Raw genomic sequence first — 25,816 nt, 5'->3', positions numbered from 1 at the left:
TTTTCTATTTTTGTCAATTGGCCCAATGTGCAGTTGCGATAGTGCGTTGTCGATAATCGCTATACGCAGCTCACCATGCGGCCGGTGGGGTGGTTTCGATTCTGAGGGTTTTTTCGTCGACGCTGATGTAACCGCCTTTGGTTAGTTCTTTCATCACTTTGTTAATCATTTCCCGAGACGAACCCACCATTGTCGCCAACTCTTGCTGAGTCGGGCGGTTATGAATCACGTAGACGTCGCCTTCCTTTTCCGCCATGTCTTGCAGCGCTTTAATGGTACGTTCGTAAACATTCGACAAGGCCATTTGTTTGACTTTTTCGGTCAGGAATCTGACTTTTTCCGACAATACTTTAAGTAAGGCAATCGCCGCATCGGGGTGTAGTTTCAACCAGTGGATGAAATCGGCTTTGGCGATGACGGCGCACACGGTTTTTTCCTGGGCTTCCACAGCGGCGGACCGGGGTTCGTCGCTTAGCAAGGCCAATTCGCCGAAATAAGAGCCGGCTTCCTGAATCAACAAGGTGACTTCCTTGTCTTTGTCGTTGCTGCTGAACACCCGCACCTTGCCGGACAAAATAATATAAAGCGAACTGGTCTGGTCGCCCTCGGCGATGATCATGGCCTTTTTCGGAAATTTAATGACCTTGGCTCTTGATGCCAAAGCTTCCAAAGCCTCCTCGGGCAGATCGGCGAGAAAGGGGATGTGGTTCAGACTGGCGATGACTTCTGCTTGCATGATGAGGCTATAACCGCTTGGTTTAGTAGAGTGCCGCTTTCGATAACGGTCTGGTTTGTATGTAACGCCTAGCTTACTAAGTTTGCGTCATGATAGTGAAGTATTTCACAGATTACCGGCCAATTAAATCACAGACATACCACTTTTACGGCGATAGTGGGAATAGAGCTCAGCGCATTGGCGGGCTTCAACTTTGCAAAAGCCATCCTGCCAAGCGCCTGCCGTTTATACCAAGCGTTTGCCAGTACGCAGTAAGGCCTCGAATGCCGATGCCGGTAATGGCTTGCTGAAGTAATAGCCTTGTATTTCGTCACAGTGGTGTTCGCGCAGGAACTGGCAGTGTGGTTCGGTTTCCACGCCTTCGGCGATCACCTTGAACGCCAGATTGTGCGCGAGTGCAATCACCGCCAACACAATAGTGGCATCTTCCGGATCGGTGAGCATATCGCGCACGAAAGATTGGTCAATTTTCAGGGTATCTACCCGAAATCGTTTCAAATAGCTGAGGCTGGAATAACCAGTACCGAAATCGTCGATGGACAGCTTCACGCCAGCGGTCCGGAGTTGGCTAAAAGTGGCGATGACCTTCTCGACATCCTGAGCGATCAAACTCTCGGTCAGTTCCAGTTCGAGTTGAGAGGCCGGCAGGCCGGTGTCTTCGAGCGTATTCATCACCCAGCTGATCACATCCTGTTGTAGAAACTGGCGCGCGGATATGTTCACCGCCACACAGATCGGCGGCAAACCGGCGTCTGTCCAGGCTTTTGCCTGAGCGCAAGCCGCGCGCAACACCCAATCGCCTATGGGTACGATAAGCCCGGAGTCCTCGGCGATGGGAATGAACTGGGTGGGGGACACCGCACCCATCTCGGGGTGTTGCCAGCGCAATAAGGCTTCGCAGCCGGAAATTTGCCCGTTTTTCAGGTTGACCTTGGGCTGGTAGGCCAGCTGAAACTGTCCCAATGCCAACGCTTCCCGCAAGCGAGTCTCTATATTGACACGGCGCAGGGTTTCCTCGCTCATCTCGCGGGTGAAGAATTGACAGGTGTTGCGGCCTAGGTCCTTGGCGCGGTACATCGCCACGTCAGCGTTGTCGATCAGCGCCTCGGCGGTTTCACCGTCCTGCGGGAACACGCTGACGCCAATGCTCACGGACAAATGGATATTACGCCCCTGAACCAGGAGTGGACAATCAAGATGCTGGACAACTTTTTGGGCGAGAAAATAGGCATCGCTGTCTTTATTTAGATCAGTCAGCAAAATTAGAAACTCGTCACCGCCCAGGCGAGATACGGTATCGCCGTCCCTGACTAGGCTGCCTAGCCGCTCGGCGGCGACCCTCAGCACCGCATCGCCAAAGGGATGGCCGTAGCCGTCGTTGACTACTTTGAAGCGATCCAGATCCAGATATAACAGTGCCAACTGGTTGCCGGCGCGGCGCGCGTGGGCGATGGCTTGGGCAATGCGGTCTTGAATCAGGTCGCGGTTGGGCAGGCCGGTGAGGCCATCGTAGGTGGCTAGATAGCGAATCTGCAGTTCGGCCTGTTTGCGCGCGGTGATGTCCTGGATGGCACCTATCATCCGCACGCCGCGCCCGGTGTCGTCACAGAGCAATTGGCCGCGATCAAACAAGTCGGCATAGCTGCCGTCCTTGCGCCGAAAACGGTATTCCTCGGACCAGGTGTTCTCGCTGTCGGCTACGGTGGCTTGAAGATGTGCAACCACGCGGTCGCGGTCGTCGGGGTGAATGCGGCTAGCCCAAAAATCGAATGAAGGCAAAGTCTCGTCGGTGGTGTAGCCGAACACAATTTGAAAGTTCTCGCTCCACCAGAGGTTGTTGCTGGCGAAGTCCCAGTCCCACACGACATCGCCGGTCGCGCGGGTTGCGGCGTGGAAGCGGGCCAAGCTTTCCCGCAATGCGGCATCCGCGCGTTTTCGTTCCGAGATGTCGTTTAGAAACAGCGTGCGGACTTCCAATCCGTTGCGTTTAAAAGCCGCCACCCGCAATTCCGCGTCGAACACGCCTTGGGCGCCGACAAATTGAAACGCGCCGGAATCGGTGGTGCTGAGAATCTCGGCCCAATCGGCGCGGCCGTCGGGTGCAAGCACGGTATCGGTGATGGTCTTACCAAGAATGTATTCACGCGCCAGGCCAAACAAACGTTCAGCGGCCGCGTTCCATTCTATAACGGTCAGTTGGTGATCCAGGCTAAAGATTGCGGTGTGGCTGGAGTCGAAAATAGCGCCTTTTAAGGCCAGAGAAGCGGCTTGTTGTTCTTTGGCTTCCAGCAGTTGTTTAACGGCCACGGCCATGTGGTCGAGGGCTTCACCCAGAATTTGGGTTTCCCGGAATTCGTTGGTGGCGAAAGTGGCCGCCGCCGGGGCTTCCAGCTCGGTATGGCCGATGCCGGCGACCCGGCGTTCCAGCACCGCCAGCGGTTTGCCAAAGCGCCTGGCCATGCGCATCGAGACCAGCACCAGTCCTGCGGTAATTGCCACGCCCATACCGCCCACCTGATATAGCTGGCGGCGCAGCATGTCCTCGATATAAGACACTTTTCGCGAGGTTATGACCAACCAAGACATGCCGCCTTTCAGCGGCATGCGGCGGGCGGCAACCCAGCGTTGCTCGCCTTCCAATAGCATGCGGTCTAGGAATAATTCGCCGGTGAAATTCAGCAAAGGGTTCAACTCGGCGGGCAAGGGCAGTGGTGCCCGGCCTACTTGCTGCGGATCGCCGATTAGACGTGGGGCGGCTCCCAGCTCTAGGACATGAAACCGGGAGTGATATTCCGTACCTATGGCGCGTAGAAAGCTATTCAATGCCGGGATGTCGAAGTCGGCATCCAGAACGCCGATCAAACGACCGCCGGCATCTTTCAGCACTTTGCCGTAGCTGAAACCCCACAAAGGCTCATTGCCCGTGAAAGGTGCCGCCCAGCGGTAAGCCGGAACCCAGGTGTCGCCGCTAGGGCTGCGTAAAGCGGCTGCGTAGAACGCGTCGCTGCGGGGATCGTAGTGTTGGTTGTACAGCTGTTGATGGAGCACGAATCCCTGCTCGGTCAATATGAACTTTCGCGCCAGCGGGCCTTCCGTGCGGTCACCCGGGAATAGCCAAAGTAAAATCTCGCCATTTGCAGTCCGTTCCAACGCGCCGTATTCGCCTGAAGCCGCCAGGGAGATGCCCAGATAGCTTAATTCCGGGCGTTGTTCGAACGCAGCCAGTGAATATTCCAGTGTCGATTGTAAAGTGGCGCCCGTTACCTCCGGGGCAATCGCGGCACGTTCAGCGGATTCGGCTGTCATCTCCGCCGCGCGAATCAAAGTCTGCAGGCGCTCGCTCGCGCGGTCCAGGGTTTCTTTCACTTCCCGCCGGGTGGTTTCTTCAGTGCTGGTGACGCTTTGCCAAGTCATGCCTATTAAAAGGGCCAGACCAAGCAACATCACCAAACCCACGATATTGGAAATTAAAACTCGGGTAAATGAGGGAGCAACTGCCTCGGATAACATTGTTTGTTCCGCGGGTGAAGGCGTGTTTTTCATGGTTGTTTGGTCAATGGCTATAACTATGAAGTGATCTTGTTAGCGTATCTTGGGCAGTATGCTGCGCAGCATTTAAATAAGCAAAAGCGGCCCGGATAGTGCAGCCGGAATTAAGCACGGACTGCCGGTGTTCCCGGCTGCGCGCCACCGGCCCGTATGCCGAAGTCTGCTTCGCTTACACTGCTAAGCCGGAATCGTGTCGAGTTTGGGCAATTGCTCAAACGGCAGCTTCTGAGCAATTTGGCTATGGAAAGTCGCCGAATTCTATAAATGCCGTCATTTGTATCAAAGATATTGCCATTCAAATCGTCCCAATTTATCCCTGCTGCCTCGCTCGGGTTGAACTCATCGAAGCCTTAGGCGGTTTGACCCTTCGATAGACTCATTACCCTCAAGGCATTAAGGCCAACGGTATTTAAGGGCCGCGATACTAATTGTAGATGCTGAAGGCGATCTTTAAATTTAGCCGGTGAAAAAGTTTCGCAAACTACGCATCCAGCCAAGTTCCGCTTTTAGCGTAGCCGCCATAGCGGCCCAAATACCCGTCGAATGAAAAACTACCCCGATTCGCAGTGGAATTTGTCACAGCTTTCCAGGGTGGCGAACACCTAAAGTATCAATACCCGCTCAAGTTCACAAACCGGTAGATGGGGATGTGGTTCGGCAAGCAATGCTGCCGGTATCGCAGTCGTTGGGCCAGCTATATGCCGGCCTCATAACTTTATTAAAAGGAGAAAGACAATGTCTCAAAAATCCAAATTAGATCAAGGTCTAAAGGTTTTGCAACCTGAAGAAATCAGCCAAGTGTCCGGCGGTTTAGTCGATGTCGGAACTGATTTAAGCCAGTTTCCCCGTAAATTCTGGCCGGTAATCAATCCAGGGGCGTTTGTGATTAAAGCCACTGCTGGATTGGTTGTTCGCTAAATCATTTCTCTTAAGTCATCTTTTATTTTTTGGAGAGCTGTTATGTCAAATAAAACTACTCGAATTTCTGCTGATGAAATATCCGCCTTTGCTGCGCAAGGCATCGAACGCGCTCTGCAAGCTCGCGAAGCTGCAGGCGTGGAATTGAATCAGGAACAGTTGGATCAAGTCAGTGGCGGATTAAGCGTTGTGCTTAGCAAAGGCATTATCGCCGGCGGCCCATGGTTTGATCAGTTTAAGGGCTTGAACACCGGCATTATCAACCCAACTGCAGGCGGACTGGCTAGCGGTATACAAGGAGCAACCCTGCTGGGTTGATAGGGCCATGACCTCGGAAAACCCAGTGTTATGCCCCAGCGCGCAGCCGGAATGGGAAGGAGCCCAAGTCATCGGCGTAATGACCGGCACCGCGGATAAGCCTGAAATGGCTTATCTGCATGCCCCGCAACCGGTGACCGAGCAATTGCTCGAACTGGCCGGCCCTGTCAGTCCGGCGGAAGTATTTCGTTTTTCCGCACCGTGCGCTTGCAGTGGATGCGGGCATTACGCGGAGGCGGAATCCAAATGCCGGCTGGCTGAAAAAGTTGTGCGCTTTACGCCGACAGTCACCGAGCAATTGCCGGTGTGCGCCATTCGTGCCGAGTGTCGTTGGTGGCTACAGGAAGGCCGCTCGGCGTGTTTTAGATGTCCGCAAGTGGTGACCAATAACCTCAAGCCGACCGAAGACATGCGGCGAGCAGCCGACTACGGCGTTCTCTGAGGGTTTTGGTCGCAATGTCAAAAAGGGTGAGAAGGAAACGGCGCTATGAAACATGAGTTATTTCGACAACAAGCCTTGGACTTTAAAAAAGACAAGCCCTTAGGGGAGGTTATTCACGTGGAATCCTTGTCGTTTGCCTTTCTCACCGCTTTAGCCGTAAGCAGTGCCTTGGTCCTGATGGCTTTTGCTTTTTGGGGCGAGTACACCCGTAAAGCCCATGTGAACGGTTATTTGTCGCCGAGCATGGGATTAATCAAAGTGTATGCGCCGCAGGCCGGCACATTGATTGAAAAACACGTACGCGAGGGGCAAGCGGTTAAAGCCGGCGATACGCTGTTCGTGTTATCCACCGAGAGTAGTTCGCGGGAAACCCCGCAAGCCCAGGCGGCGGCGATAGAACAACTGAAACAACGCCGGGAAAGTCTGGAGACTGAACTCGTCAAACAAGAACAAATTGATCAGATTCAATATCGTTCCGTGTTGGATAGACTGCATGGCATGCAGCGCGAGTTGCAACAAGTGAATACTGAGATAGACACTCAGCAACAGCGCCTGGCCGGTGCCGCCGCGACCTCGCAGCGCTATCAACAACTATTGACCACGAAATTTGTATCGGCGGTGCAAGCCCAGCAAAAACAAGACGAATGGCTGGATCATCAAGCCAAATTGCAAGCCTTGCAACGGGTGCAAATGACTTTGCAACGCGACATCCGCTCTGCCGAGCTGGAAGCGGACAGTAGCCAGATGAAATTTAAAAACCAGCGCGCGGCTATCGAACGCAATATCTCGACATTGGCGCAAAACATTACCGAATCCGAATCGCGCCGCAATATTGTAATCACCGCGCCGCACGACGGCACCGTCACTACGATCTTGGCGGAGCAGGGGCAAAACGCTACGACTGCCAATCCCTTGCTATCCATCCTGCCGCAAGGCGCCAAGTTACAAGCGCAATTATTGGTGCCGTCCAGCGCGGTGGGCTTTGTCGAGCAGGGGCAGACGGTGTCGGTGCGGTACCAAGCTTTTCCCTATCAACGCTTCGGTAGTCATCAAGGCCGTATCGTTGAAATTGCCAAAACCTTGATCACCCCTAAAGAAGCCGATTTGCCGGTGACGTTGCAAGAGCCGGTGTACCGAGTCACGGTAGAGATTGATAAACAAGCAGTGCAAGCCTATCGCCAGGATATTCCGTTGCAATCCGGCATGCTGCTGGATGCCGATATTTGGCTGGATCATCGCCGCCTGATCGAATGGGTGTTCGATCCTCTTTACAGCATTCTAGGACGGGTTTAACCATGACTATGCAACACATCCTCGATTTCTCCGGCCGCAGAAAAACCCCGCTGATTCTGCAAACCGAAGCGGCAGAATGCGGTCTGGCCTGCCTGGCAATGGTGGCTAATTTTCATGGGCACCGGGTGGATCTGGCCAGTTTGCGGCAGAAGTTTTCCCTGTCCTTGAAAGGCTCGACCTTGAATCATTTGATCCAGATCGCCAACCAACTGCATCTGGGCTCGCGGCCGGTGCGGGTGGATTTGAACGAACTCAGCAAACTTAGCTTGCCAGCGATCTTGCATTGGGATTTCAATCATTTTGTGGTGTTGACCCAGGTCAAACGCGGTGTGGCGACAATACTCGATCCGGCCAAAGGTACCGTGCATCTACCCTATACCGAGGTCTCCAAACATTTCACCGGCATTGCCTTGGAGTTGCAGCCCACGCAAGCCTTTACCGCCAAAACCGAACGTCAACAAATCAAACTATCCCGCCTCATCGGCCGATTGAATGGTGCCTCCAGCGCTACCTTGCAAATCATTTTATTGGCTGCAACCATAGAAGTGTTTGCAATCGTAGCGCCTTTTTTTATGCAACTGGTGGTGGATAACGCGGTGGTTGCTAGGGATACCAATCTATTGACGGTGCTGGGTTTAGGTTTTTTATTATTGGCCTTGATTCAGATCGGTATTACCGCGCTGCGTTCCTGGGTGGTGCTGGTGCTAAGCACGTCGGTGAATTTGCAGATGATGAGCAATCTGTTCGGGCATTTGCTGCAGTTGCCGATGAATTTTTTCGAGAAACGTCATCTGGGCGATATTGTCTCCCGCTTCGAATCGTTGAATGTGATTCAACGCACCCTGACCACCAGCTTTCTGGAAGCCATCATCGACGGTGTGATGGCGTTGGTTACCCTGGGCATGATGCTGGTATATAGTTGGAAGCTGGCGGCCATCGTCAGCCTGGCCGCACTGCTTTACGGCCTGTTGCGTCTGGTATCGTTCGGGCCGTTGCGGGCCGCCAGCGAAGAACAGATTCTGCGCGCCGCCAAGCAGCAAACCAATCTGCTGGAAACGGTGCGCGGCATGCAAAGCGTGAAATTATTCAATCGGCAATTGCAACGCCGGCACGGTTATCAAAACCTGATGGTCGATCATTTCAACGCCGGCATTCGTGTGCAAAAGCTCAATCTCATTTACCGGGCATTGAACAGCTTGTTGTTTGGCGTGGAAAATATCGCGGTGATCTGGTTGGGCGCCTTGTTTATTCTGGACGGCGGCTTTTCGGTGGGGATGCTGTTTGCCTTTATGTCCTTTAAAGACCAGTTCACCCATAGGGTAGGTAGCGTCATCGAAAAAGGCATCGAATTCAAAATGCTGGGCCTGCACACTGAACGGGTCGCCGATATAGCACTGGCGGAACCCGAAGATGACCATGTTAGTGGCGCCCGTCACGAGCAACTGGCGGCATCGATCCAAATCCGCAATCTAGATTTCAGTTACGCGCCGTCCGAGCCGCCGGTACTAAAAAATCTGAACCTGGATTTTGCCGAAGGCGAGTCGGTGGCGGTCATCGGCCCTTCCGGTTACGGCAAAACCACGCTGGCCAAATTAATCTTGGGATTGTTGCAGCCCAGTGCCGGCGAAATTCTGATCGGCGGTGTACGTTTAAACCGTATCGACAGTCACGATTACCGCAATATGGTGGCGGCGGTCATGCAGGAAGATCAATTGTTCGCCGGCTCGATTGCCGACAATATCTGCTTCTTCGATCCGGAGCCGGATCAAGCCTGGATCGAAACCTGCGCGCAACTGGCCGCGGTGCATCAGGATGTGATGAGCATGCCCATGGGCTACAACACGCTGATAGGCGACATGGGCACGGTGTTGTCCGGCGGTCAGAAACAACGGGTGTTGCTGGCCCGCGCCTTATACAAGCGCCCCAAAATTTTAGTGCTGGACGAAGCCACCAGCCACTTGGACGTGGCCCGTGAAAAACTGGTGAACGGTGCGGTGCAGCAACTAAAATTGACCCGCATCATTATCGCCCATCGCCCGGAAACCATTGCCTCGGTGGATAGGGTGATTGACTTACAAGCTATAGAGGCAGAGGCGCTTGCCGGCCCGTGTTATGCATCGCAGGCGGCTTAGATGTTGCTGAGCAGTAAATGCTCTATGTTGCCGGATTCGTTATAAAATCGTCGAAAATTTTTTAAACATTTTACGACTGGATTTTATGAATAACGCCATTGAAACACACGCATCCAACGATATTTTTTCCGAAGCTTTCTTATTGGGTAATTTAGGCGCACCGTTTATTTTGGGAATGGCGGTGGGCTATTTCGCTAAAAAAATGCTGCGCACGGCCTTGTTTGTAGGCGGGGCAATAGTGTCGATTTTGTTTGTTGCTGAGTATTACGACCTTATCAATATCAACAATATGGCGTTGGAAAGTGCGGCTAACTCGGCCGCGGAGGCTGCTAAAGAATCCGGCAGTTTCTTGCTGGATAGGCTGGCGGTGTTTACCAGTCGGGGTGTTAGTGGTGCAGGCGGTTTTTTTGTGGGATTTAAACTCGGGTAAATCGGTTATTGCTTACCCGGCTGCGGGTTGATCATGTGGCGCAGTCAGCAGCGTGTTTTGCCTAGGCACCTAGTGCCCACTTTTTTCGTGGGCACTAGGTGTGTTGTGAATATGACTTCAGACTATTTGCCATCAACAAGGCAGGTTTATACAATTCCAGCCGCTAATTTCGGCCAGGAAAAATACCTTGAGTGGCTACACAGTAAGTGATACCCAAAGCAGGTGAACGGTTATCAAACGGCTGGCTGTTTCCCGCAGGGCTAATGCTAGTGGTTGGCGTACCCGTAAACTTTATGATGTTTGCCTTTAGGGAAGCGTTGGGAGCGTCGCTTGAATAGACGTTATCTCTCGATGTCGAGGCCGCTAATACATTGCCGGAGGGAGTGCTCTTATTGCCGGCTGTACCTACTGCGTCCATCGTAGCGAAAACGTTACTTAAAAAAGTTTGCGCGCCATGGCTGTGTGAAGGCATTTGGTCTAGTCTTAGGGTTACAAAGTCTAAGCCGATTTGTTCGCCGACCGATATTGGCGATAGCCCCGCACCTTGCCCGGCCCCGATTGGCGAACGGCCGCGCAGATCCGGTAACATAAATGTGGTTTGCCCGTTGCCGCCATACTGCGTTCCCAATAATGAAAACAGGGCTGTATTTTGCGCAATGCTCAGGGTCTGTCCGGCGGCTTCCAGATAACCGCGAGGGCAAAAGTTAAAGCTAAATGTGCAAATCTCGCCGAGAAAGGGGTCGGAACCGCAAGCGGAGGCTGATACCGGTAAGCCGGTGATAGCGATCATGGCCAGTTTCAAGAGTGGTTTATTGAATGATTTTGACATGTTGAGTACCTTTAAATTGAATTGAATTAAAATTAATTGAAAGCGTAGTTACGGCGTTTGCTGGTAAGGACTGAGATCAAGCCGATAGCCAGCAACCACAGGGTTTCCGGCTCCGGCACTGTGTTATTGGTTTGCTTGGTGACCGAATCGACGGTAATCAGGCTGGAAGCGTTTATTGAAAATCTGCCGGATTCCGCGCCGCCAGAAATGAACAGATCGGGGTTGCTATCGCCAAAGCTGATCAAATCGCCCGGGTTTAACAGAAACGACAGCAGCAGAGTACCGACGTCAGATAGCGCGCCGCCTTTACCGGTAGCTATATTCGTATTCGGATCGCTGGGTATGCGTTTTTCGTTGCCCAAAATGGTATCCGAGATGATTTTAGAAAATGCCAGTTCGGTGCCGTCCGTTTTGTAAAAAGCGATCAGCGATTGTGCAAATTCTCCGTTATCATTCGCCGGCAGTGTGTCGGTTGCTTCAACTTGATGACTATATTGGAATTGCAGGTTCACTACAAAGCTATCCACGGCCGATTTGTTTTCAATCGAAAAGGTTAAGTCTCCGAACAGAGGGCTGATGCTTGAGGGCTCGGCGCCGCCAGCGCCTCTAGCGCTTAAATTGATACCAAAACCGTCGCCGATTTGGCTTAAGGTGCCTGACAAGGGGTCAGGACCCGTGACCGTGGAACCCACTAGCGTGGTGGTGGAAGTAGAGCCGGCGATAATGCTGGTCAGCGAGCCTGTCTGGATGGCGTTTATAGGATCAGCGGGGGAACTGAGGCTATCAAACTCGGCGGAACCGCGAATTACAATATTGCTGTCAAAAGCCGCAGCCGATACCGATCCGGAATGTGCGCCGAGCAGTAATGTAATAGCCAATGCGACATTACAAAGCCGGATACCGTGGTTTGCGGGTAGGGTCTTAAAATCGCTACCGAAGCTCTTTTTAAATTTAATTGATTCCATCTTGATACCTCTATATTTGATTAGATTTGGCGATTTATTAATGGGCATTTTTTGCTAAAAAAATTTATATTAATGACCTGTTGCGTAAAAAATTCAGGCGTCTAGTAACTATTTAAAAGCAGTCAATTAAAATAATTTCTGATTCTGCTAAATGCTCTTTTCTAAATGTCTATATAAATTCAATTAACTTGTTTCTGTTTTATTCAAAAAAATTGTATTACGGGAATTAATAGCCAATTCTTATGCCAGTTATTAATTTCATGCGGTAAAATAATTTATCTATATGTTTTTTATGATGTTTTATGGTGATGCCTGACTGGGGGATTCAGCATGCATGAGTGATATGGAAGCGTTTTGGCACGATATGTCGCATGAAGTACGAAATATCGTTTTTATGTCGGGGCGGGGTTTGACTTGTGAGTTCGCTCGATAGAGCTGGTATTTGAAAGTAGGCTTTTTAGTTTAGAAATACCAATTACAAATAAGTATGTCAGGCTAGTGTAAAACTTCAAAAGCCTCTGTTAGCGAGGCAAACAGCTTCAACAAACAGGTAAACAAAGCATCCAAATGGGGAGCATCCAAATGCGCGGACACCACGATTGACGGCGTGATTGCCGAACCGACAATCGCTGGGTGAGGAGTAATTAAAGTGCGGTATTTTCTAAGTTGAGGATAGTGGAGGCCGCGGTTCGCCGATTTCGTCGATCAGCACGGCTTGGCCGACTGACAAGTTGCCGGGTTTGTCGTGCAAGGCGTTTTGCCCAAAATAGATTTTGTTTTGCCATTTACGCAGACGATTCAGCGTCGTCAACGGTTCTTTGCCGGTTTCGGCGCTCAGTGGGTCTATGGTGGGCACCGAACAGCGCGAACAGGGTTTGGGCAATCTAAAACCAATATCGTTGATGCTAAGCCGTCGCCAAGTGTCTTCGGCGTAGCTGTCGCAATCGCTGACGACTAGATTAGGCCGAAAGCGAATCATGTCAATAGCCAACGGCATGGCTTGGTTGAGGGCGTTTAAGGAATTCTCCGACACGATCAAGAATGGAAAGCCGTCGGAAAAAGAGGTTTGGTCGCTTTCCAACGCATAGTTAGGGTCGACTTTGCGAATATCGTCATCGCTTTGATATACCAGCCGGCACTCGGTTTGTAAAAAATCGCTCAGCCAGGCATCGGCTGCAGCGCCGCAGGTTTTGGCGGCACAAACGTCGTGCCAGACTACTACTTCAATGTCGTCGCCGTCTTCCGATTGCAAAGGCAGTGTTAGATCCGCTTGATTGGGAGCCGACAAAATCAACTGTTGATCGTCAATGCGGGTTTTAATCAAAGCCATTTTGGGTAAACGGCGCTGGCTGAGAAACTGTCTATCGCCGTCTATCAGCATCCATTTTCTGTCGAACAGCAAGCCTTTGTGGTCCACCGGCCAGTGTTCTACGCGAATGCCGGCCAGCGATTTGACCGGGTATATATAAATTTCACAGAGTATCGGCATATTATTTTGCTGTTAGCTGAATAGCAGATCGGTTTGGGTATGCAGTAAATGCTCTGCCAAATGTTTTTCAATGTTGTCGAACTTGATGCCGTAACGGCCGTTTTCCCGGTCGCAATGCACAACAACTGCGGGAATATCGAAACGTGTGCCGTCGGCGAACAATAAATACAGGAATATCCGCTGATTCTTGCCGAGTTTTTTCTCGCTGAATATCGCCGCGCCGCGGCTACTCACATCGCGCAACACGACCGGAAACAAGCGCGGAAACCAGATACTTTTGACTTTGACAGCGGCACGGATGTCGTTGCGTCGATAGCGAACCGCACTGCGCTTGTTAGACCATGAGCTATCAATCGTGACCTCTTGATCGAGAAAATCTAAAGAGAAATCTGGCTCAGACATGGCAAACGCGGCGAATGTAAAGGTGGCTAAGTATTGATGTTAAACCGTTAAAATTCAATAGAGCTGGACGATTATTGATCAAGCCCGGCCGAACCGAATCCGTTAAAATGACGCTTTTGCATCGTTTCGCACCGGATTATGAGAAAAATTGCGACTACTTCATTTTGTATTTGCTGGCTTGTCGCGCTGCTAATCAGCGGCGCAATTGCCGCGCCTGCCAAGAAAGCCGTACCGGCCAAACCGCAGATCACCAAGCCGGCCGAGCCTGTCAAGCAGATAGTCAAAATCGGCTATTTCAGTCAGGAAAGAGCCGCCCCGGCTGCCTTATCCAATCTTGATCCGTTTATCCAGAACAAAGGCCAGATCGGTGCCGAACTGGCCATTGCTGATAACAATACCACCGGGCAATTTACCGGCCAGCACTACGAGTTAAAGAACGTTGTGGTGCCGGTGGGCGGCGATTTGCAGCAGGCCTTCAATCAATTAGGCGACGATGTCGGTTTGGTGGTGTTGAACGTGCAGTCTGACCAATTAAACAAACTCGCCGACTTGCCGGCCGCGAAAAACAAATTATTGTTCGATGCTGCCACGAGCGACGACGAGTTGCGCAACACGGATTGCCGCCATCAGGTTCTGCACCTATTACCCAGCCGGGCCATGCGTGCCGATGCGCTGGCGCAATACATGCTGAAAAAGCGCTGGCAAAACTGGTTTTTGGTGATAGGCCCGACGCCGGAAGACAAGTTATACGCAGCGGCCATTAAACGCGCGGCCAAGAAGTTTGGTATCAAACTGGTCGCGGAGAAAGCCTGGACCAACGCTTACGATGCCCGCCGCACAGCGCAATCCGACGTGCCGGTTTTTACGCAAGTGGACGATTACGATGTGTTGGTTGTGGCGGATGAGCAAGGCTTGTTTGGCGAATATATGGATTACCGGACCTGGAAGCCGCGGCCGGTGATTGGTACCCAGGGTTTGATCGCCACCGCCTGGCACAGAACCCATGAGCAATGGGGCGCGGTGCAATTACAAAATCGCTTCAAGGACACCGCCGGCCGCTGGATGGAAGAGGAAGATTATGCGGCCTATCTGGCTGTGCGGGCGATAGGCGAGGCCAGCGTCCGCAGTAAATCGAATCAAACCCAAGCCATCAGGGATTATGTGTTCTCCGAAGCGTTTGCACTGCAGGGATACAAAGGCGTCCCCTTGTCGTTTCGTCCCTGGGACGGTCAATTGCGGCAACCGGTATTATTGGCCGCACCGCGTTCTTTGGTTAGCGTGGCGCCGGTCGAAGGATTTTTGCATCCAAAGACCGAGCTGGATACCCTGGGGTACGACCAGCCGGAAACGGCTTGTAAATAAGCCGGTGTTGAACCAAATTTCAGAGGGTTGGGCATGAGCGATAAACGGCGCATGGAGATTAGTCAGTCTGCGATCACGGGCATTCTGGGTGTAGAAGAAGCGGGGCCGCAAAAAAAAGGCCCGGCGCATAAACCGTTCAAGATTCAAAGCCGCTATCAACCGGCCGGCGATCAGCCCACCGCCATCGCGGAACTGGTGGAAGGCATCAACGACGGCGAATTGCATCAAACCTTGCTGGGCGTGACCGGCTCGGGCAAGACCTTTACTGTTGCTAATGTGATCCAACAAACCCAGCGGCCGGCGATGATCATGGCGCCCAACAAAACCTTGGCGGCGCAGCTGTACGGCGAGATGAAGGAGTTTTTCCCGGAAAACAGCGTCGAGTATTTCGTTTCATATTACGACTATTACCAGCCCGAGGCCTATATCCCGGCCTCCGATACCTTCATCGATAAGGATGCTTCGCTAAACGAACATATCGAACAAATGCGGCTGTCGGCGACCAAAGCCTTGCTGGAGCGCCGAGATACCATCGTCGTTGCCACCGTCTCGGCGATTTACGGCTTGGGTGAGCCGGAATCTTACTTCCAGATGGTTTTGCACCTGGTGCGCGGCGATATGATCAAGCAACGCGATATATTGCGGCGCTTGGCGGAAATGCAATACACCCGCAACGACACCGAACTGCGGCGGGCGACGTATCGGGTGCGCGGCGAGGTGATCGACGTATTTCCGGCGGAATCGGAAGAACAGGCTTTGCGGATTGAGTTGTTCGACGACGAAATCGAGCGGCTGTCGATGTTCGACCCGCTGACCGGCGAAGTCACCCAACGTCTGGCCCGCTTTACGCTCTATCCAAAAAGCCATTACGTCACGCCGCGCGACCAATTGCTTAGTGCGGTGGAAAAAATCAAAATTGAATTGGCCGAACGCCTGGAGCAATTGCGCGACAACCATAAACTGGTGGAGGCCCAGCGTCTGGAACAGCGCACGCTGTTCGACATCGAAATGATTATGGAAGTGGGCTACTGCTCCGGTATCGAAAATTACTCCCGGCATCTGTCCAATCGCGCTGACGGCGAATCACCGCCGACCATGTTCGATTATCTGCCCAACGATGCGCTGGTGATCATCGACGAAAGCCATGTCACCGTGCCGCAGATTGGCGCTATGTATAAAGGCGACCGCTCACGCAAGGAAACTTTGGTGGAGTATGGCTTTCGCTTGCCCTCAGCCTTGGACAACCGGCCGCTCAGATTCGAGGAATTCGAACAAATCTGCGGTCAGCGCATTTATGTGTCCGCCACGCCCAGCACTTACGAGAAAGAACATTCCGGCGCGGTGGTGGAGCAGGTAGTGCGCCCGACCGGCTTAGTCGATCCCCTTGTCGAAGTGCGCCCGGCGACCAGTCAGGTCGATGATCTGTTATCGGAAATCACTAAACGCACTGCCGTGCAGGAGCGGGTGTTGGTCACCACTTTGACCAAGCGCATGTCGGAGGATTTGACCGATTATTTGATGGAACACGGCGTCAAGGTGCGTTATCTGCATTCGGACATCGAAACCGTGGAGCGGGTGGAAATTATCCGCGACTTACGCTTAGGGGTGTTCGACGTGCTGGTCGGCATCAACTTGCTAAGAGAAGGCTTGGATATACCGGAAGTATCGCTGGTAGCGATTCTGGATGCCGATAAAGAAGGTTTCCTGCGCTCGTTGGTGTCTTTGGTGCAAACCATAGGCCGGGCGGCGCGCAATGCCAACGGCAAGGCGATACTGTACGGCGATAAAATCACCCGCTCGATGCAACTGGCTATTGAAGAAACCGAACGCCGCCGCACTAAGCAGATAGCCTTCAATACAGAACACAATATCCAACCCAAAACCATTTTCAAATCGGTGACGGACATTCTGGAATTGGCGATTCCCGGTTCCGGCGGTTCGATTACCAATGCCAGGGCAAAAGTCGCCGAGCCGGCCGGGAATTACAAGGCGATGACACCGAAACAGGCTGCGAAGGCGTTAAAACAACTGGAAGAAAAAATGTACCAGCATGCTAAGAACCTGGAGTTTGAAGATGCGGCGCGGATCAGGGATCAGATCAAATTGTTGCAGGCGGAGATGGTTATTTGACGGGCTTGAGTTTGTAATTAACGCTTTGGCTAACTATATTTAGTGAATTTTGTCGAGGCCCACAGCTTGTAAAGCTTGGTCGGCAGCAGCTAAACGACGATAGCGAATTCATGAAACAGACGCTGGGAAAAAGATGATACCCGCCAAAAACATACTGAACGAAAATGTTCGCGTGCTGAAAAGCGAGGTATCTAAAACCACTTATCAAGGTGTGGCTATCGCGATTGCCAGCATTCTCAGTGCGCTGTTGGCTTTGAGTTATTACTACGTCGGTGAAATCTCCTTAAACGGCATCATTAAAGCCCAAACCGAAAACTACGGTCTGTGGATGCTTGAAGCGCTACCGTTCATTTTCGGATTTTGGGGCCAATATTCCAGCTCGATCATCGCTTATCAAGCCGGGGCGATGATTTTGGATCAGACCCAGGAATTGCGTTCTCGCGCCGAATCATTAGAAAAACAAGTCAGTTATTCCACCACTCACGATTCGGTAACGGACTTGCCGAACCGAGTATTGTTCTACGACCGGGTGGAACAAGCGATTTTAGCCGCCGGCAATCAAAACAAAATGCTGTCTATTTTACTGGTGGAAGTGGCTAATTTTAAGGAAGTCTACGACACCCTGGGTCGTAACAGCAGTGACTTGATTTTGAAACAGATCGCCACGCGGTTGCAAAGCGTGGTGTTGGGCACCGATAGTGTTGCCCGCATCGACGGCAATATTTTCAGCGTGTTGTTGTCGGCGGTGGATAGCGAAACGGCCGGCCTGACATTGGCGAAAAATATCCAGGCGGCTTTGGATCCGGCCTTTAAAGTCGAGCGTCTGAGTCTAGTAATCCACAGCAATATCGGCATCGTCAATTTTCCCGAGCATGGCGACGATGTGGATACATTGGTGCAAAAAGCCGGTGTGGCATTGTTCGTTGCCGGCCCGTCGCACGAAGGTTACACCACTTACGCGCCGTCTTACGACGATCACAGTCCGCGCCGCCTGACCTTGATGAGCGAGCTACGTCAGGCTATCGAAAAAGAGCAATTACATATTTATTACCAGCCCAAAGTGTCGGTGCAAACCGGGCAAGTGTATGGCGCGGAGGCTTTGGTGCGTTGGCAGCATCCCAAGCACGGTTTTATCTCACCTGACGAGTTTATTCCGATGGCGGAAAGAACCCGGGTAATCAAGCATCTGACCGCCTGGGTGCTGAAACAATCATTCAGACACTGCGCGGAATGGCGCAAGCGCGGCTGGGAATTGATTATTTCAGTTAATCTGTCCGCCAAGGATTTACACGATCCGGAACTGCCGGATGTGATGGCCGGTGTGGCGGCGGCTGCAAATATCAAACCCGGCTGGATGATGCTGGAGATTACCGAGAGCTCTATCATGACCGATCCGGAACGGGCGATGGAAGTGATTCAGCGCCTGAATGAAATGGGCTACAAATTGTCGATTGACGACTTTGGCACCGGTTATTCGTCACTGGCTTATTTAAAACGCATGCCGTTAACGGAATTAAAAATCGATAAATCGTTTGTCGTCGATTTGTTGCACAGCGAAAACGATGCGGTTATTGTCAAAGCCACCATCAATTTGGCGCACAACTTGGGGCTGCAGGTGACTGCCGAAGGTGTGGAAACTCAGGAAATCATGGACAAACTCAGCACTTACCAGTGCGACTTGGCGCAGGGTTACTTGTTCAGTAAGCCGATGCCGTTCGCGGATTTTGGTGCGTGGGTCGAAGCCCATCGTTAAAGCAAAACTATGCATATTCAGGAGCCCCAATAATGTCAACGGCCTGGGCGGGTGGTACCGACGCCATTCTGGAAAGAATGGACAAGATGACTGAGCTTTTCGTCGCCGAGACGCGCAAAGCTATCTACATCGGCGAATCTGCCAGCCATTGCCAGGAATGCGGCGAACCGATTCCGGAAGCGCGGCGTCAGGCAATTGCCTGTAAATATTGTTTGTCCTGTCAAACCGAGCTGGAAAAAGGCTGAAGCAGCTTATTTTTACTGAACGCGTTTAAACGGCAGGTAATTCGCCGCGTCTTGTTTGTAATGCGCAATCGCCTGCTTTTCCCGGGCTACAAATTGCGCAACGGCCTTGGCAAAGCCGGCATCCTGCAGCCAATGCGCAGAGTAGGTGGTGACCGGCTCGAAGCCGCGGGAGATTTTATGTTCGCCTTGCGCGCCGGAATCAAAACGCGCCAAGCCGTGTTCTATACAGTAATCCAAGCCCTGATAGTAGCAGGCTTCGAAATGCAGCGCGTTGTACTCCGCTTCGCATCCCCAATATCGGCCGTATAGGGTATCTGCACCGATAAAACTCAAGGCCGCGCCGACATACGTACCGTCTTTAATTGCCAGAACCAGCAACAACTGCTCAGGCATGGTTTGCGCAATTTGTTTGAAAAACGCCAGGTTGAGATAAGGTTCGGAACTGCGTTTTAAATAGGTCATTGCGTAAAAGCGGAAAAATATCTGCCATTGGGTGTCGGTAACCGCCTGCCCAGAAACACGCAACATTTCAATACCTTGTTCTGCTATCCGGCGCCGTTCGCGCTTGATCATCTTGCGTTTGTCGGCGCTTAGCGTTTGTAAAAAGTCCGTAAAAGTTGAGTGGCCACGATTAAACCACTGAAACTGCACGCCCTCGCGGACGCTTAAACCTAAAGATTTCAGCAGCTCAAGTTGGGAAGGCTCGGGAAATAAACAATGCCAGGAAGAAATGCCGTGTCGTTCGGCAAGTTGTTGGATAAAGCGGAATAACAAGGTAGAGATTGCCGTTTGGTCTGCATCCGGTGCGAATAGCAGTCGCTGTCCCTGACAGGGCGTAAACGGGATGGCGCTGATTAATTTCGGGTAATAGGCCAAGCCATGCTGCTGATAAGCTTGAGCCCATTGCTGATCGAACACATACTCGCCCCAGGAATGGGTTTTCAAATAAAGCGGCAATGCCGCCAATAATTTCTCGTTGTCGAAAACCAATAAATGCGCGGTTTCCCAGCCGGTCTGCGGGCAAACGGCGGCGCTTTGTTCCAGTGCGGCTAAAAACTCGTGGCGTAGAAATGGGTAGTCCGGTCCGCACAGCCGATTCCACTCGGCGGCATCGATTTGCGCCATGCTGGCGATTTGTTTTACTTCCATTTTTAATCTTAGTAGAGTTAAAGAATCAAAATACCATCAAACCATGACCCATGACGACACAGAAGCCGTGTTCTCAAGCTTGCGAGAACAACAAGGAACCGATTTTACAGATTCTCAAAACGGTCTTTGACCAACCGATGACAGTGTGGGAAATCGGCAGCGGCACCGGCCAGCACGCCTGCCATTTTGCCGGGAATCTGCCGCATCTGACCTGGCAGCCTACCGATAGGCCGGAAAATCTGCCGGGGATCGATTTATGGCGGGACGAGGCGCAACTGGTTAATCTACTCCCGCCGCTCAGTTTGGATGTGGTCGATTCGCAATGGCCTTGTGCACGGGTCGAGGCGGTATTTACCGCGAATACCTTGCACATCATGAGCAGCGACGAAGTAGGGCTGCTATTCGAGCGGCTGGCGATGCATTTGAGTGCCGAAGCGACGATGTGTATCTACGGCCCGTTCAATTATGCCGGTGCATATACCAGCGAGAGCAATGCCCGTTTCGACCTATGGCTGAAAGAACGGGATGCGCGCAGCGGTATCAAGGATTTCGAGGCGATCATGGCCTTGGCCGAAACCATCGGTTTGGCCTTAGAGGCCGACCACGCCATGCCTGCCAATAACCGGCTATTGGTGTTGCGGAAGCGGGCATAAGGACGCTTGGTGTGGGGCAAATGCTTGCGTGTTATGCTGCTGCCACTATTAAAATTTTTCTATTCACGGAGTGGACGATGCAATACATAGTAACGGTTTTTCTTCTAATCGCGACATTGATGTTGCCTGGTTGCGGTTACAACACCTTTCAAACGCAAGACGAACAAATCAACGCCGGTTGGGCGGAAGTGCTGAATCAATATCAACGTCGCGCGGATTTGGTGCCGAATCTGGTGAACACGGTGAAAGGCTACGCCGGACATGAAAAGGACGTATTGGAAGCGGTGACGGCTTCGCGCGCCAAAGTGGGCAGCATGCAAGTGACGCCTGAATTGGTGAACGACGAACAGGCTTTTGCCAAGTTTCAAGCGGCGCAGGGCGAATTGAGTTCAGCCTTGTCGCGCTTGATGGTGGTGTCGGAAAATTATCCGCAGCTGAAGGCCGATGCCAATTTTCGCGATCTGCAAGCGCAATTGGAAGGTACCGAAAACCGCATCACCGTGGCGCGCAATCGTTATATCGCTGCGATCAAGGAGTACAACATCACCGTGCGCTCGTTCCCCAGCAATCTGACTGCGATGCTGTTCGGCTATAAAACCAAGCCTTCGTTTACGGTCGAAAACGAAAAAGCCATTTCGACTGCGCCGGTGGTTGATTTTGGTAAATAAGATGTGGAAGACGGCCGGGTTTTCAGGGTTTTCAGGGTTTTCAGGGTTTTGGGGCGCCGTTTTTCTGGCGACTTGTCTGTTTGCGACGGCCTTAAATGCCGAGCAAGTAGTGCCTAATCTTGAACAACGTGTCACCGATCTGACCGCCACCTTATCCGCACAGCAAAGAACCAAGCTGGAACAACGCTTACAGGCTTTTGAGCAACAAAAAGGCAGCCAGATTGCGGTGTTGATCGTTGCCAGCACCCAGCCGGAAGACATTGCGCAATATGCTATTCGCGTGGTCGAACAATGGCGCCTGGGCCGCAAGGGCGTCGATGACGGCATACTGATATTGCTGGCTAAGGACGACCGCGTCACGCGTATCGAAGTGGGTTACGGCTTAGAGGGCGTGGTGCCGGACGTATTGGCCAAGCGGATTATTGACGACATCATGATTCCGTATTTTCGACAGGGCGACTACGCGGCAGGAATAAATGCCGGCGTCGATAGCCTGATTGGAATATTCGATGGTGTGCCACTGCCTGCCCCTCAAGCATCGTTTGTCGACGGCCGAGTGCAACGCTTACTGCCGCTCTTGGTGTTTCTGGCAGTGGCCGGTGCTTGGATTTTACGGACTCTGTTTGGAAGCTTTCTCGGCGGGATAATCAATGGGAGTGTGGTCGGCATTATCGCTTGGCTATTGAACGCAGGTTGGCTGGTTGTATTTCTTGCGGCATTTTTTGCATTTATGGTGTCGCTCAGCAATGGCAGGCGCGCTTTTCGAGGCCGGCAAAACGATAATTTTTACGACGATAACGACTTTGGCGGCGGGTCGGGTGGCGGATTCTCCGGCGGAGGCGGCGGTTTTGGGGGCGGCGGTGCGTCGGGGAGATGGTAGGCTATGCAAGTGATTAGATTTCTAAAGCATATTGTCAGCGGTCCCTGGCGTGTGCGTCTGGCGTTTCCCCTGCGCAGTTTGCAAGCTATCGAAGCAGCAATCACTGAAAGCGAAGCATTGCACTTGGGCGAAATCCGTTTTGTCGTGGAAAGTGCATTAGAGATAGGCGAGTTATTGCAAGGTGTGACGCCGAGACAACGTGCGCTTGAGGTATTTTCGCAATGCCGAATTTGGGATACCGAGCATAACTCCGGCGTGCTGATTTATTTGTTGCTCGCAGACCGTGATGTAGAGATTATCGCTGATCGCGCTATACATGCCAGAGTCGGCGAAGCGGTTTGGGCAGGGGTTTGCAAACAGATGGAAGCGCAGTTTAGGGCAGGTTGATTCGAATTAGGCGTGTGAGGGGATTGCCCAAATCACTACGCAATTGCAACAGCATTTTCCGGCATTAAATAAAGAGAATCCCAACGAAATATCTAATGCGCCGTTAGTTCTTTAAGGAGAAATAGTCAAATCTGGTGTATAGGCAAATTGAATCAGGCGGCGATCTGCTGATTTTCTGCCGCTTTATCCGACTCAGTAATGACGGCAATGCCATCCTGAAACCGAATGCCGTTGATCACATCCGGTAGTTGTTTAAATCCGCGTATCTTGCGCCAACTTTTTTCGGCGGTCAGTGCCAACTGGAACACCAGGCCTAGCAGCGAATTCCGTGACACGCAGTTCTTGGTCCGCGTTGTCCGATGGCGAATGGTCGCAAAGCTCGATTCGATCGGATTGGTGGTGCGGATGTGTACCCAGTGTTCAGCGGGAAAATCGTAAAACGCCAGTAACGATTCACGGTCTTTTTCCAGAATATTGACCGCTTTGGGGTATTTGGCCTCAAAGTCACGCCGGAAGCTGTCAAAGGCTTTGCTGGCATGGTCTTTGGTTTCTGCCAGCCAGATATTTTTCAAGCCAGCCTTGGCTTTAGCCTGAATCGAATCCGGTAATGCAGCCAGCACATTCGCCGTTTTATGCACCCAGCAGCGTTGCGTCCGTGTCTGCGGCCAGGTTTCATTCACCGCCGCCCAGAAACCCAGAGCCCCATCGCCGGTGGCCAGTTTCGGCGCGTCCTGTAAACCGCGAGTCTGCAAATCTTGCAACACGCTCAGCCAGGATGCCTTGGATTCTCGATAGCCATCCGAGAGCGCCAAAAGCCGCTTTTCACCGTGCTCATTGACACCAATGATCACCAACAGACACAAGCGGTCATCTTCGCCGCGCAGGGTCGAATAAATACCGTCGGCCCACACATACACATAGCGCTGATTCGACAAATCCCGCCGATGCTAGGCTTGATAATCCTCGGCCCATTGCGCTTTCAAACGACTGACCACCGCTGGCGACAAGCCTTTCGCCTCTGTGCCCAGCAGGACCGACAAGGCGTCCTGCATGTCACCCGTCGATATACCGCGCAAATACAGCCAGGGCAATGCCGCTTCCACCCGCTTGGCCTTGCGAACATACGGCGGCACTAGCGACGAGTTGAACTTGACCCCGCCGCCAGAACGATCTCGAACCTTGGGGATTTTGACCGTCACGTTACCCACACCCGTCACGATTTCCCGCTCCGGCAAATAGCCATTACGCACCACCGTTTGTCGGCCCCGTAAATCGGTCACCTTGGCATATTCGCCCAGAAACGCTTGTAACTCCGCCTCAACGGCCTGTTGGATCAAGGCCTTAGCGCCCATCTTCAACAAATCTGTCAAAGGGTCGTTGAGCGCACTAGCGCTATCCCACTCTTTTGCATTATCTTTACTCATGGCGTCTCTCATTTTGCTGGTATTCGATCTCGACAATCTCATTTCAGCAGAGGGCGCCACCTTTCTTCAAGTCCGGCTGTACTCCAGATTTAGTTATAACTCTTCTTTAAGCCATTTTTTGCAGCGATTGTCTGTTGTTTTTTAAGTGTCTTTCTCTTGAATTTCTTGTGGTCTAACACCATATTGGCATAGAACCCTTCAGGTTTTTACATGCAACAAAGAGGAGAATCGACATGAGTAACTTAAGCCCATTTGTTAGTCGCGGTCTGTTTGACGAACTGTTTCGCGATGTTAACCCAGGTTATTACATTAAGCCGCTGCACGGCGACGGTTTGCCGGCGCAAATCAAAGTGGATGTAAAGGAAAATCCATCGGAGTTTATCGTCCAAGCCGAAATTCCGGGCGCGGGTAAAGAGAATATCCATGTGGATATCGACGGCAACGTGGTATCCATCCGCGCGCAAATCAGCCAGCTGGATACCGAAAACAAAGACGATAAATTGCTGCGCAGCGAGCGTTATTTTGGTGAAGTGTCGCGTAGCTTTCAACTATCCGCCGAGATTGACGAGGAAGCCAGCAAAGCCCGCTATGAGAATGGCATATTGACGCTGAATCTAGCGAAAAAGCTGAAAAAAAGCGGGCAACGGATGACTATCGATTAAGCGCTGCTAAGGGCCAGCCGATCCCTAAGATATTAATCGCCCGGAGTCTGTGGAAAGGTAGTGCAAGTCTGGCTTTCAACGGGCTCCGGGCGAACGCAACATCTGTTCGGGGCCGGTTTAATAGTTAGCGACCCAGTCGGATTAGATGCTGTATATCAATGATCAAACGTCGATAGACCACTTGTGCCAAGCCCAAACCAGCAAGATAGTAAAAAACCCGAAAACGCCTAAAAACACGCAGATTAGGTGCAGGAAGCCCACCGGTAAAAAATCCAATAGTTCGTTGTTACTGCTGAATGGTGCAAACGGCTGCATGTCCGCATGCATGTATCTTGAAGACAAGCCGAACTGATCGCGCCGGTTCACAAGGTTAAATCAAACACGATTTTCAAGTAATTTAGCCCGCCTTCGGTAGTTGTTGCTTGGTATAGGTTTTAGTGTAGGTTTAAGTTGAAATGTCAATAATCCCCTTGAAAAACAATATACATGCGCTCCTGCATCATCGGCGTGTGTTGCAGTTTCTCGTCTTGTTTGGTGCCTTGTGTTTTCTGGTTATTCATTTTTTAAATATTTGATATATAAATAATATTTTTTCTTTTTATTAAAACATTATCGACACTTATAAAAATTTATCTGCACTTTAGCGGGTAGTGTAGGTTTTAGTATGGGTTTATTTAGGTTATACGCGCGCCATCATTCGTTAAAAAAACTATACCAAATGCAATTCGACGCTCGCACCGCAAAAGCTTTGCGACCGGGGCGGGATATGGCTTTTCCCAGGAATACGTTTGTCTGCGAAGGTTAGAACCTGATTTATCGCTATAGAAGCTTTGTTGATGGATGCTTTCGGCAGGTATCGATTGGTCATTGGCTGGCTGTTTCGTTTCTATTGGCTATTGTCGCCTGGGAGGCTTTGAAAAACTAGCGTGATTCTGGCAAGGATTCAGTATTAGAAGCCAAGCAGCGAAATTAGAGGCAAAAGCCTTAACGTTAAAACAAG

Annotated in this window: 22 protein-coding genes and 1 pseudogene; 15 read left to right on the top strand and 8 right to left on the bottom strand. The window is 51.7% G+C overall.

The genetic code is table 11. The annotated features are described in order from the left end of the window. Positions 1 to 70: 70 nt before the first annotated feature. A complete protein-coding gene (locus EBB_RS10560) occupies positions 71 to 736 on the bottom strand; it encodes a Crp/Fnr family transcriptional regulator (protein ID WP_192393838.1) in 666 nt (221 codons plus the stop codon). A gap of 225 nt (positions 737 to 961) precedes the next feature. Continuing rightward, positions 962 to 4,246: a bifunctional diguanylate cyclase/phosphodiesterase gene (locus EBB_RS10555; protein WP_225587389.1), complete on the bottom strand. Its 3,285-nt coding sequence runs from the start codon at positions 4,244 to 4,246 to the stop codon at positions 962 to 964. A gap of 774 nt (positions 4,247 to 5,020) precedes the next feature. On the opposite strand from EBB_RS10555, the gene EBB_RS10550 reads away from it, so the two are divergent. The 6 genes from EBB_RS10550 to EBB_RS10525 all read left to right on the top strand — a co-directional run bounded on the left by EBB_RS10550 (position 5,021) and on the right by EBB_RS10525 (position 9,818). After that, positions 5,021 to 5,203, top strand: a complete 183-nt coding sequence (locus tag EBB_RS10550) for a hypothetical protein (RefSeq protein ID WP_192393836.1) — start codon at positions 5,021 to 5,023, stop codon at positions 5,201 to 5,203. 42 nt (positions 5,204 to 5,245) lie between these two features. Continuing rightward, complete coding sequence (locus EBB_RS10545) at positions 5,246 to 5,521, top strand: hypothetical protein (RefSeq protein WP_192393835.1); 276 nt, start codon at positions 5,246 to 5,248, stop codon at positions 5,519 to 5,521. 7 nt (positions 5,522 to 5,528) lie between these two features. After that, complete coding sequence (locus tag EBB_RS10540; RefSeq protein WP_192393834.1) at positions 5,529 to 5,963, top strand: nitrogen fixation protein; 435 nt, start codon at positions 5,529 to 5,531, stop codon at positions 5,961 to 5,963. A 45-nt stretch (positions 5,964 to 6,008) separates the two neighbouring features. Then, a complete protein-coding gene (locus EBB_RS10535) occupies positions 6,009 to 7,256 on the top strand; it encodes an HlyD family secretion protein (protein ID WP_192393833.1) in 1,248 nt (415 codons plus the stop codon). A gap of 2 nt (positions 7,257 to 7,258) precedes the next feature. Then, entirely contained in the window at positions 7,259 to 9,388 is a 2,130-nt protein-coding gene (locus EBB_RS10530; protein WP_225587388.1) for a peptidase domain-containing ABC transporter, read from the top strand. An 85-nt stretch (positions 9,389 to 9,473) separates the two neighbouring features. Further along, positions 9,474 to 9,818: an FUN14 domain-containing protein gene (locus tag EBB_RS10525; protein ID WP_192393832.1), complete on the top strand. Its 345-nt coding sequence runs from the start codon at positions 9,474 to 9,476 to the stop codon at positions 9,816 to 9,818. 163 nt (positions 9,819 to 9,981) lie between these two features. Here the strand turns inward: EBB_RS10525 and EBB_RS10520 are convergent, their stop codons facing one another. The 4 genes from EBB_RS10520 to EBB_RS10505 all read right to left on the bottom strand — a co-directional run bounded on the left by EBB_RS10520 (position 9,982) and on the right by EBB_RS10505 (position 13,503). Next, on the bottom strand, positions 9,982 to 10,647 hold the full coding sequence (locus EBB_RS10520; protein ID WP_223146827.1) for a phage tail protein: 666 nt from the start codon (positions 10,645 to 10,647) through the stop codon (positions 9,982 to 9,984). Between the two features lie 32 nt (positions 10,648 to 10,679). Then, entirely contained in the window at positions 10,680 to 11,612 is a 933-nt protein-coding gene (locus EBB_RS10515; RefSeq protein WP_192393831.1) for a PEP-CTERM sorting domain-containing protein, read from the bottom strand. A gap of 661 nt (positions 11,613 to 12,273) precedes the next feature. Then, complete coding sequence (locus tag EBB_RS10510; protein ID WP_192393830.1) at positions 12,274 to 13,101, bottom strand: MOSC domain-containing protein; 828 nt, start codon at positions 13,099 to 13,101, stop codon at positions 12,274 to 12,276. Positions 13,102 to 13,113: 12 nt separating this feature from the next. Beyond that, a complete protein-coding gene (locus EBB_RS10505; protein ID WP_192393829.1) occupies positions 13,114 to 13,503 on the bottom strand; it encodes a PilZ domain-containing protein in 390 nt (129 codons plus the stop codon). A gap of 138 nt (positions 13,504 to 13,641) precedes the next feature. Here EBB_RS10505 and EBB_RS10500 point away from each other — a divergent pair, with 138 nt between their 5' ends. From EBB_RS10500 to EBB_RS10485, 4 genes are all read left to right on the top strand, one after another. Then, on the top strand, positions 13,642 to 14,865 hold the full coding sequence (locus EBB_RS10500; RefSeq protein ID WP_192393828.1) for a lanthanide ABC transporter ABC transporter substrate-binding protein PedA1: 1,224 nt from the start codon (positions 13,642 to 13,644) through the stop codon (positions 14,863 to 14,865). A 33-nt stretch (positions 14,866 to 14,898) separates the two neighbouring features. Beyond that, positions 14,899 to 16,995 (top strand): excinuclease ABC subunit UvrB, encoded by a 2,097-nt coding sequence (uvrB, locus tag EBB_RS10495; protein WP_225587387.1) that lies wholly within the window; start codon positions 14,899 to 14,901, stop codon positions 16,993 to 16,995. 133 nt (positions 16,996 to 17,128) lie between these two features. Next, a complete protein-coding gene (locus tag EBB_RS10490; RefSeq protein WP_192393827.1) occupies positions 17,129 to 18,748 on the top strand; it encodes a putative bifunctional diguanylate cyclase/phosphodiesterase in 1,620 nt (539 codons plus the stop codon). A gap of 32 nt (positions 18,749 to 18,780) precedes the next feature. Continuing rightward, a complete protein-coding gene (locus EBB_RS10485) occupies positions 18,781 to 18,993 on the top strand; it encodes a TraR/DksA C4-type zinc finger protein (RefSeq protein ID WP_192393826.1) in 213 nt (70 codons plus the stop codon). Between the two features lie 12 nt (positions 18,994 to 19,005). On the opposite strand, the gene EBB_RS10480 is transcribed toward EBB_RS10485, so the two are convergent. Next, positions 19,006 to 20,142, bottom strand: a complete 1,137-nt coding sequence (locus EBB_RS10480; protein WP_192393825.1) for a GNAT family N-acetyltransferase — start codon at positions 20,140 to 20,142, stop codon at positions 19,006 to 19,008. Positions 20,143 to 20,192: 50 nt separating this feature from the next. Between EBB_RS10480 and EBB_RS10475 the strand changes: the two genes are divergently transcribed. The 4 genes from EBB_RS10475 to EBB_RS10460 all read left to right on the top strand — a co-directional run bounded on the left by EBB_RS10475 (position 20,193) and on the right by EBB_RS10460 (position 22,730). Further along, a complete protein-coding gene (locus EBB_RS10475) occupies positions 20,193 to 20,795 on the top strand; it encodes a DUF938 domain-containing protein (RefSeq protein ID WP_192393824.1) in 603 nt (200 codons plus the stop codon). A gap of 77 nt (positions 20,796 to 20,872) precedes the next feature. Beyond that, positions 20,873 to 21,463: a LemA family protein gene (locus tag EBB_RS10470; protein WP_192393823.1), complete on the top strand. Its 591-nt coding sequence runs from the start codon at positions 20,873 to 20,875 to the stop codon at positions 21,461 to 21,463. Between the two features lies 1 nt (position 21,464). Further along, positions 21,465 to 22,343 (top strand): TPM domain-containing protein, encoded by an 879-nt coding sequence (locus EBB_RS10465; protein WP_192393822.1) that lies wholly within the window; start codon positions 21,465 to 21,467, stop codon positions 22,341 to 22,343. A 3-nt stretch (positions 22,344 to 22,346) separates the two neighbouring features. After that, complete coding sequence (locus EBB_RS10460) at positions 22,347 to 22,730, top strand: TPM domain-containing protein (protein WP_225587386.1); 384 nt, start codon at positions 22,347 to 22,349, stop codon at positions 22,728 to 22,730. Positions 22,731 to 22,882: 152 nt separating this feature from the next. On the opposite strand, the pseudogene EBB_RS10455 reads toward EBB_RS10460, so the two are convergent. Then, positions 22,883 to 24,154, bottom strand: a pseudogene (locus tag EBB_RS10455) (IS256 family transposase). Between the two features lie 233 nt (positions 24,155 to 24,387). On the opposite strand from EBB_RS10455, the gene EBB_RS10450 reads away from it, so the two are divergent. Further along, the gene (locus EBB_RS10450) at positions 24,388 to 24,816 is read left to right on the top strand and encodes an Hsp20/alpha crystallin family protein (protein WP_192393821.1); all 429 of its coding nucleotides are present in this window, start codon (positions 24,388 to 24,390) and stop codon (positions 24,814 to 24,816) included. Positions 24,817 to 25,816: the final 1,000 nt, after the last annotated feature.

This window comes from Methylomonas fluvii (genome assembly GCF_014850975.1).
GTDB lineage: Bacteria > Pseudomonadota > Gammaproteobacteria > Methylococcales > Methylomonadaceae > Methylomonas > Methylomonas fluvii.
The sequence above is the reverse complement of the archived record's forward strand: the minus strand, read 5'-3'. Positions and strand labels throughout refer to the sequence as shown.

What these genes read in the sequence shown, in the direction of transcription:
- EBB_RS10560 (WP_192393838.1), bottom strand. Translation starts at nt 736, where the DNA reads ATGCAAGCAGAAGTCATCGCCAGTCTGAACCACATCCCCTTTCTCGCC.
- EBB_RS10555 (WP_225587389.1), bottom strand. Translation starts at nt 4,246, where the DNA reads ATGTTATCCGAGGCAGTTGCTCCCTCATTTACCCGAGTTTTAATTTCC.
- EBB_RS10550 (WP_192393836.1), top strand. Translation starts at nt 5,021, where the DNA reads ATGTCTCAAAAATCCAAATTAGATCAAGGTCTAAAGGTTTTGCAACCT.
- EBB_RS10545 (WP_192393835.1), top strand. Translation starts at nt 5,246, where the DNA reads ATGTCAAATAAAACTACTCGAATTTCTGCTGATGAAATATCCGCCTTT.
- EBB_RS10540 (WP_192393834.1), top strand. Translation starts at nt 5,529, where the DNA reads ATGACCTCGGAAAACCCAGTGTTATGCCCCAGCGCGCAGCCGGAATGG.
- EBB_RS10535 (WP_192393833.1), top strand. Translation starts at nt 6,009, where the DNA reads ATGAAACATGAGTTATTTCGACAACAAGCCTTGGACTTTAAAAAAGAC.
- EBB_RS10530 (WP_225587388.1), top strand. Translation starts at nt 7,259, where the DNA reads ATGACTATGCAACACATCCTCGATTTCTCCGGCCGCAGAAAAACCCCG.
- EBB_RS10525 (WP_192393832.1), top strand. Translation starts at nt 9,474, where the DNA reads ATGAATAACGCCATTGAAACACACGCATCCAACGATATTTTTTCCGAA.
- EBB_RS10520 (WP_223146827.1), bottom strand. Translation starts at nt 10,647, where the DNA reads ATGTCAAAATCATTCAATAAACCACTCTTGAAACTGGCCATGATCGCT.
- EBB_RS10515 (WP_192393831.1), bottom strand. Translation starts at nt 11,612, where the DNA reads ATGGAATCAATTAAATTTAAAAAGAGCTTCGGTAGCGATTTTAAGACC.
- EBB_RS10510 (WP_192393830.1), bottom strand. Translation starts at nt 13,101, where the DNA reads ATGCCGATACTCTGTGAAATTTATATATACCCGGTCAAATCGCTGGCC.
- EBB_RS10505 (WP_192393829.1), bottom strand. Translation starts at nt 13,503, where the DNA reads ATGTCTGAGCCAGATTTCTCTTTAGATTTTCTCGATCAAGAGGTCACG.
- EBB_RS10500 (WP_192393828.1), top strand. Translation starts at nt 13,642, where the DNA reads ATGAGAAAAATTGCGACTACTTCATTTTGTATTTGCTGGCTTGTCGCG.
- uvrB (WP_225587387.1), top strand. Translation starts at nt 14,899, where the DNA reads ATGAGCGATAAACGGCGCATGGAGATTAGTCAGTCTGCGATCACGGGC.
- EBB_RS10490 (WP_192393827.1), top strand. Translation starts at nt 17,129, where the DNA reads ATGATACCCGCCAAAAACATACTGAACGAAAATGTTCGCGTGCTGAAA.
- EBB_RS10485 (WP_192393826.1), top strand. Translation starts at nt 18,781, where the DNA reads ATGTCAACGGCCTGGGCGGGTGGTACCGACGCCATTCTGGAAAGAATG.
- EBB_RS10480 (WP_192393825.1), bottom strand. Translation starts at nt 20,142, where the DNA reads ATGGAAGTAAAACAAATCGCCAGCATGGCGCAAATCGATGCCGCCGAG.
- EBB_RS10475 (WP_192393824.1), top strand. Translation starts at nt 20,193, where the DNA reads ATGACGACACAGAAGCCGTGTTCTCAAGCTTGCGAGAACAACAAGGAA.
- EBB_RS10470 (WP_192393823.1), top strand. Translation starts at nt 20,873, where the DNA reads ATGCAATACATAGTAACGGTTTTTCTTCTAATCGCGACATTGATGTTG.
- EBB_RS10465 (WP_192393822.1), top strand. Translation starts at nt 21,465, where the DNA reads ATGTGGAAGACGGCCGGGTTTTCAGGGTTTTCAGGGTTTTCAGGGTTT.
- EBB_RS10460 (WP_225587386.1), top strand. Translation starts at nt 22,347, where the DNA reads ATGCAAGTGATTAGATTTCTAAAGCATATTGTCAGCGGTCCCTGGCGT.
- EBB_RS10450 (WP_192393821.1), top strand. Translation starts at nt 24,388, where the DNA reads ATGAGTAACTTAAGCCCATTTGTTAGTCGCGGTCTGTTTGACGAACTG.